This is a genomic window from Pseudomonas sp. FP818, assembly GCF_030687335.1.
Lineage (GTDB): Bacteria > Pseudomonadota > Gammaproteobacteria > Pseudomonadales > Pseudomonadaceae > Aquipseudomonas > Aquipseudomonas shahriarae.
The window spans coordinates 1299036-1316047 of sequence record NZ_CP117427.1; the positions used below are offsets into that span (position 1 = coordinate 1299036).

A 17012-nucleotide genomic window follows, 5' to 3' on the forward strand; every position below is an offset into this window, starting at 1 on the left:
CCAGATCACCCGCCATACTCCGGCCGCCCAGCCAACCCCTCCTTCAAGAACTCCACCAACTTGCGCACCTTTGGCGATAAATGCCGCTGTTGCGGATACAGCGCCCACACTGCCGTATTCGGCGGTTGATGGGATTCAAGCAGTGAAACCAGCGCGCCGCTGTGCAAGTGCTCCAGCACGTAATAGTCCGGCAACTGGCACAACCCCACCCCTTGCAACGCCGCATCCAGCACCGCTTGCCCACTGTTGCAGCGCCAGTTTCCCTGCACGCGCTGGGAAAATTCGCGTCCATCCTGCGCCAACTGCCAAATATCCGAACTGCCGATCAGGCAGTTATGCCGGCTCAGTTCCGACAAGCTATGGGGGCGCCCGTACCGCTCCAGGTAGGACGGCGACGCACAGAGATACATGCGTCTCGGCGCCAGGCGGCTGGCGACCATTCGTGAATCCTGCAGGCGGCCCAGGCGAATCGCCAGGTCCAGGCCTTCATGCACCAGGTCGAGGGGGCGGTTGCTCAGTTCAATATCCACCCGCAATTGCGGGTAAAGCCCCATGAAGCGTGTTACCAACGGCACGATAAAACGTTCGCCATAAGCCACGGCGCAGGTCATGCGCAACATACCCTTGGGTTCACTGGTCAGGTCGCCCACTGCGCGCAAGGCTTCTTCGCGTCCGTCTTGCAGGCGTTGGCAATGTTGCAGAAAGGTCTGCCCGGCCTCGGTCAGCGTGACGCGCCGGGTGCTGCGATAGAGCAGGCGGGTTTGCAGGCGTTCTTCCAGGCGTGCCACCTGGCGGCTGATATGGGACGAGGACACGCCCAGGCGTTCGGCGGCAGCGGTAAATTGGCTGCACTCGGCCACGGCGACGAACTCATCAATGCCTTCCCAGCGGTTTTCAAGCATGGTGATTATCCCAGTACAGCAATAATGTTTTGCTTTTGTCTGGATTATTAATCAATGAGCCATGTTTTACACTGCCCGTCTTACTTTTTAAGCCCCAGGAGAAACCCGGATGATCAAGTCACGCGCCGCTGTCGCCTTTGAAGCCAAGAAACCACTGGAGATCGTGGAAGTGGATGTCGCCATGCCCAAGGCTGGTGAAGTCCTGCTGCGCGTGGTTGCCTCCGGGGTTTGCCATACCGATGCCTACACCCTGTCGGGCGCCGACCCGGAGGGTATTTTCCCGTCGATCCTCGGCCATGAAGGCGGTGCGGTAGTGGAAGCGATTGGCGAGGGTGTGACCTCGGTAGCCGTGGGTGACCACGTGATCCCGCTGTACACCCCGGAGTGCGGCAAGTGCAAGTTCTGCCTGTCGGGCAAGACCAACCTGTGCCAGGCCATCCGCGCAACCCAGGGCAAAGGCCTGATGCCGGACGGCACTACGCGCTTCTCCTACAAGGGCCAGCCGATTTTCCACTACATGGGTACTTCGACCTTTTCCGAATACACCGTGTTGCCGGAAATCTCCGTGGCCAAGATTCCTAAAGAAGCTCCGCTGGAAAAAGTCTGCCTGCTGGGCTGCGGCGTCACCACCGGTATTGGTGCGGTGATCAACACCGCCAAGGTCAAGCCGGGCGATACCGTGGCCATCTTCGGCCTCGGCGGGATTGGCTTGTCGGCTGTGATCGGTGCAGTGAAGGCCAAGGCCGGCCGTATCATCGCCATCGACATCAACCCGGCCAAGTTTGAAATCGCCAAGCAACTGGGCGCCACCGACTGCATCAACCCGAAAGACTACGACCGGCCGATCCAGGACGTTATCGTCGATTTGACCGACGGTGGCGTGGACTTTTCCTTCGAGTGCATCGGCAATGTCCAACTGATGCGCGCGGCCCTGGAGTGCTGCCACAAAGGTTGGGGCGAGTCGGTGATCATCGGTGTCGCCGGGGCCGGCCAGGAAATTTCCACCCGTCCCTTCCAGCTGGTGACCGGTCGCGTCTGGCGCGGTTCGGCCTTCGGTGGCGTGCGTGGCCGCAGCGAGTTGCCAAGCTACGTGGAAATGGCCCAGAGCGGCGAAATCCCGTTGGATACCTTCATCACCCACACCATGGGCCTGGAAGATATCAATAAGGCGTTCGACCTGATGCATGAAGGCAAGAGCATTCGTACCGTCATCCATTTCTGAGGTCGGCCATGAGTCTGCAAAACCTGTCATGCCAGAAGAGCTTCGGCGGCTGGCATAAGCGTTACAAACATCATTCCGATGTGCTGGACTGCGACATGACCTTCGCCGTCTACCTGCCACCCCAGGCGGAGCAGGGCGGCAAGTTGCCGGTGCTGTACTGGCTGTCGGGGCTGACCTGCACCGATGAGAACTTCATGCAAAAGGCCGGCGCGCAACGTATGGCGGCCGAACTGGGAATGATCATCGTCGCGCCGGACACCAGCCCCCGTGGGCCGGGCGTGCCGGGCGACCCTGACAATGCCTGGGATTTTGGCCTGGGTGCCGGGTTTTACTTGAATGCCACGCAAGAGCCGTGGAGCAAGCACTATCGGATGCATGACTATGTAGTGCAGGAATTGCCGGCGTTGGTTGAAGCGCATTTCCCGGCTTCCGACAAGCGTGGCATCAGCGGGCACTCCATGGGCGGCCACGGTGCGCTGGTGTGTGCCTTGCGCAATCCTGGGCGCTACCAGTCGGTATCGGCGTTCTCGCCGATCAACAATCCGATGGATTGCCCTTGGGGGCAGAAGGCTTTTTCCCGCTACCTGGGGGAAGAGCGTTCGAAGTGGCGCGAATGGGATGCCTGCGTGCTGATCAGCGAAGCCTCGGAAAAACTGCCGTTGCTGGTGGACCAGGGCGATCGCGACGACTTCCTCGCCACCCAGCTCAAGCCCGAGGCCTTGCAACAAGCCGCCAAGGCCGCCGGCCATCCACTGGAGCTGCGCCTGCAGCCGGGTTATGACCACAGCTACTTCTTTATCGCCAGCTTCATCGAGGACCACTTGCGTCATCATGGACGTGCTTTGCTCGGTTAATGTCCGGCAAAAGTAGGTAGAATCACGCCCTGAATTAACTCGGGGCGTTTTTTTATGCGTATTGGCCACGGCTATGATGTGCACCGTTTCGCCGAAGGCGACTTCATCACCCTGGGCGGCGTGCGCATTGCGCACCACCATGGGTTGCTGGCTCATTCCGACGGCGACGTTGTGCTGCATGCCTTGAGCGATGCCTTGCTCGGCGCGGCGGCGTTGGGGGATATCGGTAAACACTTTCCGGACACCGATCCCACCTTCAAGGGCGCGGACAGTCGCGTGCTGCTGCGGCATGTGGTCGGCCTGATCCATGCCAAGGGCTGGAAGGTCGGCAATGTCGATAACACCATCGTCGCCCAGGCGCCCAAAATGGCCCCGCATATCGAGTCGATGCGCGCAGTGATTGCCGCCGATCTGCAAATAGAACTGGATCAAGTCAACGTGAAAGCCACCACCACCGAAAAACTCGGGTTTACCGGTCGAGAAGAGGGCATCGCCGTGCACTCCGTCGCCTTGTTGCTGCGCGCATGAACGACCTGCAACTGTTGGGGCCACGGGCCTATGGTGAAGCACTGGGCAGCGCGGTACTCAAGGCGACGGCTGAGGACTTCCAGGTGGACGAGGTGCTGGATATCCCGCTGACCGGCGAAGGCGAGCACCTGTGGCTGTGGGTGGAAAAGCGTGGCCTGAACACCGAAGAGGCCGCGCGGCGCATTGCCAAGGCTGCCGGCGTGCCCTTGCGCACGGTCAGCTATGCCGGCCTCAAGGATCGCCAGGCGCTGACCCGCCAGTGGTTCAGCGTGCAACTGCCCGGCAAGGCCGATCCAGACCTGAGCGCGGCGGAAAACGACACCCTGAAGATCCTCAAGACCGCCCGCCACAAGCGCAAGTTGCAGCGTGGCGCCCATGCGGCCAACGGTTTTACCCTGCGCCTGACCCAGCTGGTCGGTGACCACGCCGCGATCGATGCGCGCCTGCAACTGATCGCCCAACACGGTATCCCCAACTATTTCGGCGCCCAGCGGTTTGGCCATAACGGCGGCAACGTCGTCGATGCCCGCGACTGGGCGGCCCGCAAGGCCTTGCCGGAGCAGCGCAATGTGCGTTCGCGCCTGCTGTCGACCGCGCGCAGCTTTGTGTTCAATAAAGTACTGGCGGCGCGGGTTGCCGATGGTTCATGGCAGCGCGCCCAGGTCGGTGACTTGCTGGCGTTCACCGACAGCCGCAGCTTTTTCCCGGCCGGGGAGGCGGAGTGCAGCGATCCGCGCCTAGCCATCCTCGACCTGCATCCCACCGGCCCGCAGTGGGGTGAAGGCGAATCGCCCGCCAGCGGTGCCACCCATGCGCTGGAGCAAACCGTCGCCGCGAGCGAAGCAGACCTGTGCGATTGGCTGGCCAAAGCCGGCATGAGTCAGGAGCGACGCATTCTGCGACTGCCCATTGGCGGGTTGACGTGGCATTATCCCGAGACTGACATTCTGCAATTGGAATTCGTCCTGCCGGCCGGATGCTTCGCCACTGTTTTGGTGCGCGAGCTTGTTGATCTGGTGCCGGTGGGGCAGACGGACAGCCCATGCGTATTCTGATATCTAACGACGACGGGGTCACCGCCCCCGGCCTTGCCGCGCTTCATGCTGCGCTGGCCGATTACGCCGAGTGCGTGGTGGTTGCCCCGGACCAGGACAAAAGCGGCGCCAGCAGTTCGCTGACGCTCGACCGTCCTTTGCACCCGCAAACGTTGGCCAACGGCTTTATCAGCGTAAATGGCACGCCGACCGATTGCGTGCACCTGGCGATCAACAGTTTGCTGGTCGATGAGCCGGATTTAGTGGTTTCCGGGATCAACCTGGGCGCCAACCTGGGCGATGACGTGTTGTACTCCGGCACCGTGGCGGCGGCCCTTGAAGGGCGTTTCCTGGGACGCACGGCATTTGCCTTTTCGTTGGCGTCGCGCCAGGTGGATAACCTGGCGACCGCCGCGTACTTCGCGCGCAAACTGGTGGAGGCCCACGACACCCTGGTGCTGCCGCCACGTACAGTGCTCAACGTCAATATCCCCAACCTGCCCCTGGACCATATTCGCGGTATCCAGTTGACCCGCCTGGGCCATCGCGCCCGCGCCGCGGCACCGCTGAAAGTGGTCGATCCCCGTGGCAGGGAAGGCTACTGGATTGCTGCAGCGGGCGACGCCGAGGATGGCGGGCCGGGCACGGACTTTCATGCGGTGATGCAAGGTTATGTTTCGATTACCCCGTTACAACTTGATCGCACCTTCAATGATGCCTTCGGTGGTCTCGATCCCTGGCTGGAGGGGCTGCGCTGATGGCTCGTGAACAGGACGACCTGTTGCGCCGTGGCATCGGCATGACCTCCCAGCGCACCCGTGAGCGATTGATCCAGCGGCTCTACGAAGAGGGGCTGTCCAACGCCCAGGTGTTGGAAGTCATCCGTCGTACCCCGCGTCATCTGTTTGTCGATGAGGCCCTGGCCCATCGCGCCTATGAAGACACCGCGCTGCCCATTGGCCATAACCAGACCATCTCCCAGCCCTACATGGTGGCGCGCATGAGCGAGCTGCTGCTGGCGGCGGGTCCGCTGGACAAAGTGCTGGAAATCGGCACCGGCTCCGGCTACCAGACCGCCGTGCTCTCGCAGTTGGTGGAGCGGGTGTTTTCCGTCGAGCGGATCAAGGTCCTGCAGGACCGGGCCAAGGAGCGCCTGGTGGAGTTGAACCTGCGCAATGTGGTGTTTCGCTGGGGTGACGGCTGGGAGGGCTGGCCGGCATTGGCGCCCTATAACGGCATCATCGTGACGGCCGTGGCCACGGATGTGCCTCAGGCGCTTCTAGACCAACTGGCCCCGGGCGGGCGCCTGGTGATTCCGGTCGGGTCGGGTGAAGTGCAGCAACTGATGTTGATTGTGCGCGAAGAAGAAGGTTTTTCGCGGCATGTCCTGGGGGCAGTGCGTTTTGTGCCGTTACTTAATGGGCCGCTGGCCTGATCATTTATGACGGCGCACTGAATTCTATTGCCGGGTATGTGTCTTACAGCGGGGTTCATTGAGTCAACATCAAGTTGGGTAGTTACTTAACGAGATGAATTTTTCGTTTCTACCTTGTTGCCGGTTAAAGTCCGGCAGCCAGTTATACTGGCGACATATTTCAAGCCTGATACAGGCGTTCATGTTTCAGCCACCACAAAGGGAGCGGCGGGTGAGTCTCACAGTCATTGCGCAGCGTATGAGTAAAACGAGCTTTCAGCGACTGGTGATTGGCCTTGTCTTGAGTTCCTTGTTGGCTGCCTGTTCCAACACAGGCGGCGGGGCGCGGGTCGTCGACCGCAATAGCGCGGCACCGCAGCGGCCTACGGTGACCACCGGGCAGTACGTGGTGCGCAAGGGCGATACCATGTTCTCGATCGCCTTCCGTTATGGTTGGGATTACAAGGCGCTGGCCGCGCGGAACAACATCCCAGTGCCCTATACGATACATCCGGGGCAAACGATACGTTTCGATGGGCGCACGGGTTCGGCACCCACGGCAGTTGTGACAAAATCCGGTTCCTCGGCTTCTTCTTCCAGCAAGACGACGGTCTTCACCCGGCCTGCAGGCACCCCTGCGCCGGCGGCTGCGAGGAAGCCGGCACCCGCGCCGTTGCCACCTGTGGGGCCTGCGCCGAAGGGTTGGGGATGGCCCTCAAATGGCATTCTTATTGGAAAATTCTCTTCAAACGGTAGTTTGAATAAAGGCATTGATATCGCCGGGGATTTGGGACAGCCTGTTTTAGCTGCGTCTGATGGGACTGTTGTATACGCCGGGAGTGGTCTACGGGGCTACGGCGAATTGGTCATCATCAAACACAGCGATACCTACGTCAGTGCCTACGGTCATAACCGCAGGTTGTTGGTTCGGGAGGGGCAGCAAGTCAAAGTCGGACAGACAATTGCCGAGATGGGGTCAACTGGTACAGACCGGGTGAAACTGCACTTTGAGATTCGCCGCCAAGGTAAGCCTGTAGATCCACTGCAATTCCTACCCCGGCGTTGATGTGTTGTCAGCCTGTTCCCTCACGTAGAAGGAACAGGCTCCAGCGTTGCCAAGGATAAAGGCGTCGCTTGAGCTTGAGGTCGAACTCACCAAAGGACTATAACAATGGCTCTCAGTAAAGAAGCGCCGGAGTTTGACATCGACGATGAGGTTCTCCTTATGGAGACCGGCATCGGTACGGATTCGATGTCGAATGAGGGACCCGCTGTACCTTCAGTTCGTACCAAGTCCAAAAACTCCACAGCGTTAAAACAGCATAAGTACATTGATTACACCCGGGCGCTCGATGCGACCCAGTTGTATCTCAATGAAATCGGCTTTTCCCCCTTGCTCACTCCCGAAGAAGAAGTCCATTTTGCGCGACTGTCGCAAAAGGGTGATCCTGCTGGGCGCAAGCGCATGATTGAAAGCAATCTGCGACTGGTGGTGAAAATCGCCCGACGCTATGTCAATCGTGGGCTGTCCCTGTTGGACTTGATCGAAGAGGGCAACCTCGGCCTGATCCGGGCAGTGGAGAAGTTTGACCCCGAGCGGGGTTTTCGCTTCTCGACCTACGCTACCTGGTGGATTCGCCAGACCATCGAACGGGCAATCATGAATCAGACCCGGACCATCCGGTTGCCGATTCATGTCGTCAAGGAGCTTAACGTGTACCTGCGGGCAGCACGTGAGCTCACTCAAAAGCTGGATCATGAACCATCGCCTGAAGAGATCGCCAACCTGCTGGAAAAACCGGTGGGAGAGGTCAAGCGCATGCTGGGTCTTAATGAGCGTGTGTCTTCGGTCGATGTCTCGCTGGGTCCGGATTCCGATAAAACCCTGCTGGACACCCTGACGGATGACCGACCAACGGATCCGTGTGAGCTGTTGCAGGACGATGACTTGTCGCAGAGCATCGACCAATGGCTTTCGGAGCTGACGGACAAGCAGCGCGAAGTTGTGATTCGCCGCTTCGGTCTACGTGGCCATGAGAGCAGTACCCTGGAGGATGTTGGCCTGGAGATCGGCTTGACCCGCGAGCGGGTGCGGCAGATCCAGGTTGAGGGTCTCAAGCGTTTGCGGGAGATCCTGGAGAAGAATGGCTTGTCGAGTGAGTCGTTGTTTCAGTAACGGCTTGTAAGGTAGCTATGAGAACGCCCGGTGCATGGGAATGCACCGGGCGTTTTGCGTTGTGGGAGCCCGGCTTGCCGACGATGGCGACCTTGAGGGCGGCTCTCGCTGGCAAGGGCAGCATCAAATTCCAGGCATAAAAAAACCCCGCTTTTAAGGGCGGGGTTCTTTCGACTAAGTCAGTACAAGTTAGATAACTTGAACTTCTTCAGCTTGCATGCCTTTCTGACCGCGGGTAGCGATGAAAGAAACCTGTTGGCCTTCTTTCAGGCTTTTGAAGCCGTCGGATTGGATAGCTTTGAAGTGAACGAACAGGTCGTCACCGGATTGTGGAGTGATGAAGCCGAAGCCTTTTTCATCGTTGAACCACTTAACGGTACCAGTTTGGCGATTAGACATGGTGTATCTCCTTGGACAAAGTTAACTGCGACTCAGGAAAAGCCCTGGCCGAGACTGAGTGCAAAGAGCAGGAAAAATTCTTGGAGATGGTTGGATCGAAATTCAACATATCGTGTAGAGATTCTCAGTGACACAAGCAGCACAGTGGCGCCACCTTAACCCTTTTTCCGGAACGTGCCAATGGTATTTCCGAAGGTTTCTCTATTTTCGTGACTGGCGGTGCCTTTTACAGGCCTGCGGCCCTTTAATTCAGGGGCAGGGCCCGCCCCATACGGCTGACAGTGATCGGGCGCAACTTAATCAAGAAAAACCCCCGCGTCCTTTGAACCGCGAGGCCAGCCCCGGTAAGATGCCCAACAGAATTTTCCACCTCGCTATTCAGGACACCCGCCATGAGCATCAAATCGGACAAGTGGATTCGCCGCATGGCGCAAGAGCACGGCATGATCGAACCCTTCGTCGAGCGCCAGATGCGCGGAGAGGGCGCCGAGCGCCTGATTTCGTTCGGGGTTTCCAGCTATGGCTACGATGTGCGTTGCGCCGATGAGTTCAAGGTGTTCACCAACATCAACTCGGCCACCGTCGATCCGAAAAATTTCGATGAAAAGAGTTTCGTCGATGTGAAGAGCGACGTGTGCATCATCCCGCCAAACTCCTTTGCCCTGGCGCGCACTGTCGAGTTCTTCCGTATTCCGCGCAATGTGCTGACCATCTGCCTGGGCAAGAGCACCTACGCGCGCTGCGGCATTATCGTCAACGTGACTCCGCTTGAGCCGGAATGGGAAGGCCACGTGACCCTGGAGTTTTCCAACACCACCACCTTGCCGGCCAAGATCTACGCCAATGAAGGCGTCGCACAGATGCTGTTCTTCGAATCCGACGAAGAGTGCGAAGTGTCCTATAAAGACCGTGGCGGCAAGTACCAGGGCCAGCGCGGCGTCACCCTGCCACGCACCTGATCGAAACGTCTTACAGAGCAAGGGAATTTGTCAGCGGGCAGGCACTCTATTGGGAGTACTGCCTCGGCGCGTGCACAGCGCGCCGAGCCACGCTTGAGGAGTACCCTATGAAGATCGACCCGCGAATCAGCGCCGAACTTGCCCGGCTTGAACCCAACCAGATTGGTGTTCTGGCCTGGTCCCTGATGGCCGACCCCGCCGCCGGCGGCATCCCTGGCCAGCCTGACCCCGATACCCCGGAACAACCCACCGAGCCTGGTGTGCCGACCCTGCCGGATGAGCCACCACCCGCGCCAGTGGCCTGACAGGCCTCCACAAACCGCTGGTAGCTTTTGTGGTGGCGAGCGGGCTTGCCCGCGTGGGGCTGCGCAGCAGCCCTGAAACCTGGCGCCGCGGTGTATCTGAAGACAGGCGGCAACGTTATAGGGGCTGCTACGCAGCCCGACGCGGGCAAGCCCGCTCGCCACAGTAAGGCCTCTTGCCTTGGCCTCTTACTTCAGATTGCCACTTAGAAACTGCCGCAAACGCTCGCTTTTCGGGTTGCCCAGCACGTCTTCCGGCGTGCCTTCCTCCTCCACCAGCCCGTGGTGCAAAAACAGCACCTGGCTGGAAACCTTGCGCGCAAAACTCATCTCGTGGGTCACCATGATCATGGTCCGCCCCTCTTCAGCCAGGCCCTGGATCACCTTCAGCACTTCGCCCACCAGTTCCGGGTCGAGGGCCGATGTCGGCTCGTCGAACAGCATCACCTCCGGCTCCATCGCCAGGGCGCGTGCGATCGCCACTCGCTGTTGCTGGCCCCCCGAGAGGAACGCCGGATACTGCTCGGCCACCCGTGCCGGCAGCCCTACCTTGTCCAGATAACGCCGGGCACGGTCCTCGGCGTCCTTTTTGCTGCAGCCCAGGACCCGGCGGGGGGCCATGCTGATGTTTTCCAGCACGCTCATATGGCTCCACAGGTTGAAGTGCTGGAACACCATCGCCAGGCGGGTGCGCAGGCGCTGTAGCTCGGCTTCGTCGGCCACGCGCATGCCGTGGCGGTCGCTGACCATGCGGAGCGGCTGGCCATCCAGGCTAATGGCGCCGTCATTGGGTTGTTCAAGAAAGTTGATGCAACGCAGGAAGGTACTTTTCCCCGAGCCGCTGGCGCCGATCAGGCTGATCACATCACCGCTTTTGGCCTTTAGCGAAACACCTTTGAGCACTTCATGGTCGCCATAGCTTTTATGCAGGCCTTCAACGGTCAGTTTGTACATGGGGCGTGCATCCTCAAGGCGATAGTAAATAGCCGCTGCGATAGGGCGTAAGGCCGGCGACATGGGCAATCACCATGCCGGCCGTGGCCATGCGCCGTAGCGAGCGGGCATACATCAGGCCGGCATGGCGGCAGTGAACGGGGGTGACGCGGTCGTGAATGGGGTCAATGACCTCGGCGACCAACTGCCCGGCCTCCAGGTATTCCCCTGGCAGCGCGTGGAACACCAGCAAGCCACCTAGCGGGGTTGCCACCGGTTCGACGGCAGCCAGCGGCGTGGCGGGGTAGGGCAAGTCGGGAAGGAGTGCAGGTTCGCCGCTGATGGCGCCAAATCGGATCAGATAGTCGATGATCGCCTGGCAATCGAGACTGGCCAGGCCGTGATTGACATCGCCTTGGCCGCGCAACTCCAGGGTCACGGAAAAACTGCCCTGGGGAATCTCGAAGCGCTCGCCAAAACGTTGCTGCAATTGCCACCAGAGCAGGGTGAAACACTCATCGAAGGATTGCCCCCCGGAATCGGTGGCCAGCAGGCAGGCTTCGGCACCGATGTAACGGGCCAGCGGCTCGACCTGCGGCCAGGCCTCGGGCGTGGTGTAAAGGTGGGCGACGGCTTCGAAGTCGCAATGCAGGTCCAGCACCATATCGGCATCACAGGCCAGGCGTTGCAGCACCAGGCGCTGGGATTGCAGCTGCGTGGCCGGTACATGGCGGTCGAGGGCCTGGCGCAGGCTGTCGCGGATCAGCGCGACGTTGCGCCTTGGATCATCCCCCAGCCGGCCCTCGACCTGATTGCCGACCTCGTCACTGAGGTCGACAAACAGGCGATTGAAATTCTGCCCGCTCTCCAGCTCGTAGCGGCCCAGGGGAATGTCCATCAGCACTTGCTCCAGGCCCACTGGATTGGCCACCGGCACCAGCACGATTTCGCTGCGCAGGCGGCCGGCTGCAGCCAGCTCCGCCAGGCGTACCTTCAAGTGCCAGGCCACCAGCATGCCGGGCAGTTCGTCGGCGTGCAGCGAGGATTGGATGTAGATTTTGCCTTCGGCCTGCTCTGGCCCGAAGTGAAAACTGTGAATCTGCCGTGCCGTGCCTGGCACGGGGGCGAGGAGGGGATGAATCTGTTGCCGCATAGGGGCTCCTTAATGGCTCGGCCCGAGAAAGGCCAGCCAGCGCCGCTCCGCCAGACGAAACAGACCGACCAGGGCAAAGGTCACGGTCAGGTAGATCAGCGCAGCGATACCAAACGATTGGAAAGTCAGGAAGGTGGCCGAGTTGGCGTCCCGGGCGACTTTGAGGATGTCCGGGATCGTCGCGGTAAAGGCTACCGTCGTCGAGTGCAGCATCAGGATCACTTCATTACTGTAGTACGGCAATGAACGGCGCAGGGCCGACGGCATGATCACGTAGGCGTAGAGTTTCCAGCCGCTCAGGCCATAGGCTTTCGCCGCTTCGACCTCACCATGGGCCATGCTGCGGATGGCTCCGGCGAAGATTTCCGTGGTGTAGGCGCAGGTGTTGAGGGCAAAGGCCAGAAGGGTGCAGTTCATCGCGTCGCGAAAAAACGCATCCAGCAATGGTTGTGCGCGAACCGCAGCGAGGCTGTAGATACCGGTGTAGCAGATCAGCAGCTGGATATAGAGCGGTGTGCCGCGAAACAGGTAGGTGTAGAACTGCACCGGCCAACGGACCCAGCGCTTGGGCGAGACGCGGGCAATGGACAACGGGATCGACACCACGAAACCCGTGCAGATAGAGGCCGTGAGCAGCCACATCGTCATGGCCAGGCCGCTCATATGGTTGCCATCGCTGTAGAGGAAAGGCCGCCAGTACTCCTGCAACAGTTCGATCATCGCACTGCCTCCCGTGAGCCGGCGGCGTAACGGGCTTCCAGCCTGCGCAGGACGAAGTTTGATGCGCTGGTAATGGCCAGGTAGATCAAGGCCGCCACTACCAGGAAAAAGAACAGTTGGTAGGTACTTTTGCCGGCATCCTGGGCAGCCTTGACCACGTCGGCCAGGCCGATGATCGACACCAGCGCCGTGGCCTTGAGCATCACCATCCAGTTATTGCCAATGCCCGGCAAGGCGAAGCGCATCATTTGCGGGAAGGTCACGTAGCGAAAGCGCTGCCCGCGCTTGAGGCCATAGGCCGTGGCGGCCTCGAGCTGGCCGCGGGGCACGGCGAGGATCGCGCCGCGAAAAGTCTCGGTGAAATACGCACCGTAGATAAAGCCCAGGGTAATCACCCCGGCGCCGAACGGGTTGATCTCGATGTATTCCCATTCCATGTAGTCGGTGAAGCTGGTCAGCCAGGTTTGCAGGCTGTAGAAAATCAACAGCATCAGCACCAGGTCCGGCACGCCGCGAATCAAGGTGGTGTACAGCTGCGCGGGAATGCGCAGCAGCGCCAGGCTCGACAACTTGGCGCTGGCGCCGATCAGTCCCAGCAGCACGCTGACGGCCAGGGACAGCACCGACAGCTTGATGGTCATCCAGGTGCCTTGCAGCAACAGCGGGCCAAACCCTTTCAAGCTGAACGCGCCAAGCCCGAGGGTCTGCAACAGGTCTTCAAACATGGGGTACGCCTTTGGCAATCGGTAGTGCGCCCACCCCTTGGAGCGGCGGGCGCCGCAGCGTTATTTGCCGCTGTACAGGTTCAGATCGCCGAAGTGTTTTTTCTGGATGGTGGCGTAGGTGCCATCATCGTGTAACGCTTTGATACCTTTATCCAGGAGGGCTTTGAGCTCTTTGTTACCTTTTGCGATGCCGACAGCCGTTTTGGAGGGCAGCATTTCGCTGTCTACGGGCTTGCTGACTTCATAGTCCGCCCCTTGTGGCGATTTCAGAAAGCCCAGTTCGGCCTGCAGCATGTCCTGGATCGACGCATCCAGGCGGCCCGAGGTCAGGTCGGCATAGACTTGGTCCTGGTTCTGGTAGGCCTGGGTTTTCACTCCGGCCTTGTCCAGCACAGCCTTGGCGTAGGCTTCCTGAATGGTGCCTTGTTCATAGCCGACGGTCTTGCCCTTGAGAGAGGCCATGTCTTCGCTCAGGCCCGAGCCTTTCTTGAATACATAGGAGGTCGGCCCGGAAAACAGCTCGCTGGAGAAGTCGATGACCTTCTCGCGGGCCGGGGTCACGGTCATGGACGAAATCACACCGTCGAACTTCTTGGCTTTCAGGCCCGGGATCATGCCGTCAAAGTCACTTTCCACCCACTTGCACGTGACCTTCAGCTCCGCACAAATGGCATTGCCCAGGTCGATATCGAAGCCCACCAGGCTGCCGTCGGCGGCCTTGGATTCAAATGGCGCGTAGGAAGGGTCCACACCAAAACGCAATTCTTTGTATTCCTTGGCCAAGGCGGTACCGGCGGCCATGCACAGTGCAAGTGCAGAAAGGGTCAGCAATGCTTTTTTCATTAGGTAATCCCTGGGAACCAAGATAAGCGCTTGTGGCGCGATTAGGACTGTTACTGAACGGTGTCAGACGAATCGCAAGTAGCAATTTCTGCACCATAGTTCTGAACAGTCTTTTTAATTGGCGGGATTACACGAAGGGTAACGTAGGAAGCGCCCGATATCGGGCGCTAGAAATCTTCAGCACCATTGCAGTGCGGGCGGGTCGCCTACGTGGGATTACTTTCCCGGAACCAGGGTCAGACGAGTCTTGCCATACACCTTTTCAAAGTTCTGTGGCTGCATCGGGAAGCTCAGGTATTGCGCCTTGAGCCATGGATCAATGCCATTGGCATAGTTCGGGCTGGCAGGGTTGCCGGATTGGCCGATCCCGCCTTGACCCATCATCGGTTCCACCTGGCCGAAATCGACAATCATGCGCAGGGCCTGGACTTGGCTGGTGGCGAAATCCTGCCCCCAATTGTAGGGCGCTGCGTTCAACGTACTGTGATCGCCGCCGGCTGCCAATGGGCCGCGAATCGTCTGCCCGCCGGTGTTTTTCCAGGTGTAGCTGTGCAGTTTGCCCCATTGCCAGGCCTTGTGATCTGCGCCCAACTGGCTGTCGCCGGCGGTGATTGCAGCAGCCAGGCTGCGGGCGAGAATCGCCGGCTTGTCTTCTTTGCCTGGGGTGCGCAGGTCGTCCCAGAACGGGCTGTCTTCACGCCCCAGCAGATGGTCGGCCTGGGCCGCGTAGGACAGGTTGGCGTTGCTGACAAAGGCTTTCCAGGTGGCACTGGATTCCGGGCCCAGCTCGTCGAGGAAAAATCTGCCTGGCGCTTTCCTGCAGGAACAGTTGGTAGATCGCGGCGTCGGCCGAGGTGGCTGCCAGCCGCCCGTCGAACGCCATCAGGCGGCCCAGGGCCTGCTGGGCCTTGGCCCGCTCTGCGGCAGGCAGGGCATCAATCGCCTGCTTCAGTGGCTGGGCCATGCCTGGCGCCTGGAACATGCTTTTGAGTTTGGCGGCGAACAGCGTGGTCTGGTCGTACTGCATGGCGATCACGCTGGCTGTCGTGCTTGCCGTTGCCGGCCAGTTGCGCCAGGCGTTCGCTGCGCTCCGGCGCGGCCCAGGAATTGGACAGTTGCATGCCGTAGCCGTGGGGCACCGTGCGCTGGTTGGCCGTGCCGACCCAGCCCTGTGGCGGGTCCTGGTCATAGGGGTGCAGCATCGCATCGGCGTAGCCATCCCAGTCAAAGCGCCCGTCCCAGCCCGGCGAGGGCAGCAGGCCTTCACCTTCGCGGCGGTTGGGGAAACGCCCGGTGACCTGCCAGCCGATATTGATGGCGTCGGCAAATACCATGTTCAGGGCGATGGCCCGAATCTCGCGGCTGGCGTCCGAGTCTTTTTCCACATTCTGCGCCCGGGACAGGTCGAAAAACGCATCCAGGCTCTTGTCGTCCTTGAAACTGGCGGTTTGCAGGGCCAGGCCGTAACCGCTGGTCAGCGACTGGGCGCTGTTGAGCAACGGTCCGTGGCGGGTTTCGTACACCGCCTCGCGAATCGGCCGCTGGCCCTTGGCGAAGAAGGTTTCGTTACGCACGATTGTCGGCAGCCATTTGCCGTTGTGCTCGTAGTACAGCGCGCTGCCCTGGCGTTTGACCTTCTCCAGGAACAGGTCCTGGGTATCGCCGGACACCTGGCTCATGCTCCAGGCCACCTTGCCGTTGAAACCGGACAGCAAGGTAGGAATCCCGGCAATCGACACCCCGACCGCCTGGTATTTCGGCGCGCGGATTTGTACGAAATTCCACAGGGACGGCGCCTGCATAGGCGTAGACAGGTCGTTGGCCAACAGGCTGCGACCACTGCGGCTGCGTTGCGGGGCGATGGCCCAGTTGCTGGAGGTGGAAACCCCAAGGGTGTTAAGGCTGCCCAGGTGTTCGTTGATGCTGTTGAGCGTGGCAAGGCCGGGAATCTGCCCGAGATTGACGCCCTTGAGCTTGTCGGACTCCGCCACAGGCAGTGGTTCGTCCGGGTAGCTTGGGGTCAGCCAGGCGAGTTTGTCGGCGCCGACTTTTTGCGCCAGTACCAGGGCGGACAACTCTTCCTGCAGGTTGGCCGACTCACTGAAATTCAGCAGGCAAAACAACAGCGCCGAGTCCTCTGGCTTCCAGTACTCGGGCTTGTAGCCAGTCTGGGCCAGGTCCGTCGGCAGTTTGTCGCGGTAGCGGAACAGGTAGGCGTTGACCCCGCGGGCATACACTTCAAAGAAGCGCTTGAGGCGCGGCGACGAGGCGTTGTACAGCTCGCTGGCGCTTTTCTTCAGGTTGACGGCGCGCATGAAGCGGTCGACATCCAGCACGTCCGGACCGGACATCTCCGCCAGTCGGCCCTGGGCCAACAGGCGCAGGGTAACCATCTGGTTGATCCGGTCGCTGGCGTGCACATAACCGAGGGTGAACAGCGCGTCGTGGAAGGTACTGCTTTCAATCAGCGGCATGCCCTGGCTGTTACGCCGTACGGAAACATTCTGCGCCAGGCCCTTGAGCGGCTGCACGCCGGAAACGGGGGGCAGGGTGTCCTGGCTGTTCAGTGACTGGCAACCGGCCAGGCCCAAGGCACTGGCCACTGCCGCGGCAACGCCGAACCGGGGAAGAAAACGTGAGAGGGCTGGCGAGGCCATGGCAAAGCTCCTGCGGGGGGTAGCGTCAGTAAAGGCGCTACGTTAGTGAGCGCGGCGAACCGACGCAAGCGGGAGGCGATGCTAATTTTCAGGATTTGATTGAGCAAATGTGCGAGCTGTCGAGCTTTAGCCAGGCTGCGATAGGAGCATCGCGCTGTATCTGGCAGCCCCAGCGCCTGCATCGCAGCCTC

The 17012-nt window shown here is 60.3% G+C and carries 17 protein-coding genes and 1 pseudogene; 10 read left to right on the forward strand and 8 right to left on the reverse strand.

Annotated features, from left to right (window positions below):
* Nucleotides 1-5: 5 nt before the first annotated feature.
* Nucleotides 6-902: a LysR substrate-binding domain-containing protein gene (locus tag PSH80_RS05755; protein WP_057958704.1), complete on the reverse strand. Its 897-nt coding sequence runs from the start codon at nucleotides 900-902 to the stop codon at nucleotides 6-8.
* Between the two features lie 109 nt (nucleotides 903-1011).
* Here PSH80_RS05755 and PSH80_RS05760 point away from each other — a divergent pair, with 109 nt between their 5' ends.
* The 8 genes from PSH80_RS05760 to rpoS all read left to right on the forward strand — a co-directional run bounded on the left by PSH80_RS05760 (nucleotide 1012) and on the right by rpoS (nucleotide 8130).
* Nucleotides 1012-2124, forward strand: a complete 1113-nt coding sequence (locus tag PSH80_RS05760; RefSeq protein ID WP_057439887.1) for an S-(hydroxymethyl)glutathione dehydrogenase/class III alcohol dehydrogenase — start codon at nucleotides 1012-1014, stop codon at nucleotides 2122-2124.
* Between the two features lie 8 nt (nucleotides 2125-2132).
* A complete protein-coding gene (fghA, locus tag PSH80_RS05765; protein ID WP_115127535.1) occupies nucleotides 2133-2978 on the forward strand; it encodes an S-formylglutathione hydrolase in 846 nt (281 codons plus the stop codon).
* A gap of 54 nt (nucleotides 2979-3032) precedes the next feature.
* Nucleotides 3033-3506, forward strand: coding sequence for a 2-C-methyl-D-erythritol 2,4-cyclodiphosphate synthase (ispF, locus tag PSH80_RS05770; protein WP_029297241.1), 474 nt, complete (start codon nucleotides 3033-3035; stop codon nucleotides 3504-3506).
* The gene (gene truD / locus PSH80_RS05775; RefSeq protein ID WP_115127536.1) at nucleotides 3503-4561 is read left to right on the forward strand and encodes a tRNA pseudouridine(13) synthase TruD; all 1059 of its coding nucleotides are present in this window, start codon (nucleotides 3503-3505) and stop codon (nucleotides 4559-4561) included. The genes ispF and truD overlap by 4 nt, the downstream gene beginning before the upstream one ends.
* On the forward strand, nucleotides 4549-5298 hold the full coding sequence (gene surE, locus PSH80_RS05780) for a 5'/3'-nucleotidase SurE (protein ID WP_057958707.1): 750 nt from the start codon (nucleotides 4549-4551) through the stop codon (nucleotides 5296-5298). The genes truD and surE overlap by 13 nt, the downstream gene beginning before the upstream one ends.
* A gap of 41 nt (nucleotides 5299-5339) precedes the next feature.
* The gene (locus tag PSH80_RS05785; RefSeq protein WP_169865481.1) at nucleotides 5340-5975 is read left to right on the forward strand and encodes a protein-L-isoaspartate(D-aspartate) O-methyltransferase; all 636 of its coding nucleotides are present in this window, start codon (nucleotides 5340-5342) and stop codon (nucleotides 5973-5975) included.
* Between the two features lie 211 nt (nucleotides 5976-6186).
* Nucleotides 6187-7020 carry a peptidoglycan DD-metalloendopeptidase family protein gene (locus PSH80_RS05790; RefSeq protein WP_305419512.1) on the forward strand — a complete coding sequence of 278 codons (834 nt, stop codon included), beginning with the start codon at nucleotides 6187-6189 and terminating at the stop codon, nucleotides 7018-7020.
* Between the two features lie 105 nt (nucleotides 7021-7125).
* Complete coding sequence (gene rpoS / locus PSH80_RS05795) at nucleotides 7126-8130, forward strand: RNA polymerase sigma factor RpoS (RefSeq protein WP_057958709.1); 1005 nt, start codon at nucleotides 7126-7128, stop codon at nucleotides 8128-8130.
* A gap of 189 nt (nucleotides 8131-8319) precedes the next feature.
* Here rpoS and PSH80_RS05800 read toward each other — a convergent pair whose 3' ends face one another.
* Nucleotides 8320-8529: a cold-shock protein gene (locus PSH80_RS05800; protein ID WP_002554837.1), complete on the reverse strand. Its 210-nt coding sequence runs from the start codon at nucleotides 8527-8529 to the stop codon at nucleotides 8320-8322.
* 392 nt (nucleotides 8530-8921) lie between these two features.
* On the opposite strand from PSH80_RS05800, the gene dcd reads away from it, so the two are divergent.
* A complete protein-coding gene (gene dcd, locus PSH80_RS05805) occupies nucleotides 8922-9488 on the forward strand; it encodes a dCTP deaminase (RefSeq protein WP_003219273.1) in 567 nt (188 codons plus the stop codon).
* 107 nt (nucleotides 9489-9595) lie between these two features.
* Nucleotides 9596-9793, forward strand: coding sequence for a hypothetical protein (locus PSH80_RS05810; RefSeq protein WP_029297182.1), 198 nt, complete (start codon nucleotides 9596-9598; stop codon nucleotides 9791-9793).
* 186 nt (nucleotides 9794-9979) lie between these two features.
* On the opposite strand, the gene PSH80_RS05815 is transcribed toward PSH80_RS05810, so the two are convergent.
* The 6 genes and pseudogenes from PSH80_RS05815 to PSH80_RS05840 all read right to left on the reverse strand — a co-directional run bounded on the left by PSH80_RS05815 (nucleotide 9980) and on the right by PSH80_RS05840 (nucleotide 16821).
* Nucleotides 9980-10744: an ABC transporter ATP-binding protein gene (locus PSH80_RS05815; protein ID WP_120731939.1), complete on the reverse strand. Its 765-nt coding sequence runs from the start codon at nucleotides 10742-10744 to the stop codon at nucleotides 9980-9982.
* A gap of 13 nt (nucleotides 10745-10757) precedes the next feature.
* Nucleotides 10758-11876, reverse strand: a complete 1119-nt coding sequence (locus PSH80_RS05820; RefSeq protein ID WP_252117688.1) for a succinylglutamate desuccinylase/aspartoacylase family protein — start codon at nucleotides 11874-11876, stop codon at nucleotides 10758-10760.
* A gap of 9 nt (nucleotides 11877-11885) precedes the next feature.
* Entirely contained in the window at nucleotides 11886-12596 is a 711-nt protein-coding gene (locus PSH80_RS05825) for an ABC transporter permease (RefSeq protein WP_305419517.1), read from the reverse strand.
* Nucleotides 12593-13321 (reverse strand): ABC transporter permease, encoded by a 729-nt coding sequence (locus tag PSH80_RS05830; protein WP_057439877.1) that lies wholly within the window; start codon nucleotides 13319-13321, stop codon nucleotides 12593-12595. Before PSH80_RS05830 ends, PSH80_RS05825 begins: the two co-directional genes overlap by 4 nt.
* A gap of 60 nt (nucleotides 13322-13381) precedes the next feature.
* Nucleotides 13382-14164, reverse strand: a complete 783-nt coding sequence (locus tag PSH80_RS05835) for a transporter substrate-binding domain-containing protein (RefSeq protein ID WP_057439875.1) — start codon at nucleotides 14162-14164, stop codon at nucleotides 13382-13384.
* Between the two features lie 216 nt (nucleotides 14165-14380).
* Nucleotides 14381-16821, reverse strand: a pseudogene (locus PSH80_RS05840) (penicillin acylase family protein).
* Nucleotides 16822-17012: the final 191 nt, after the last annotated feature.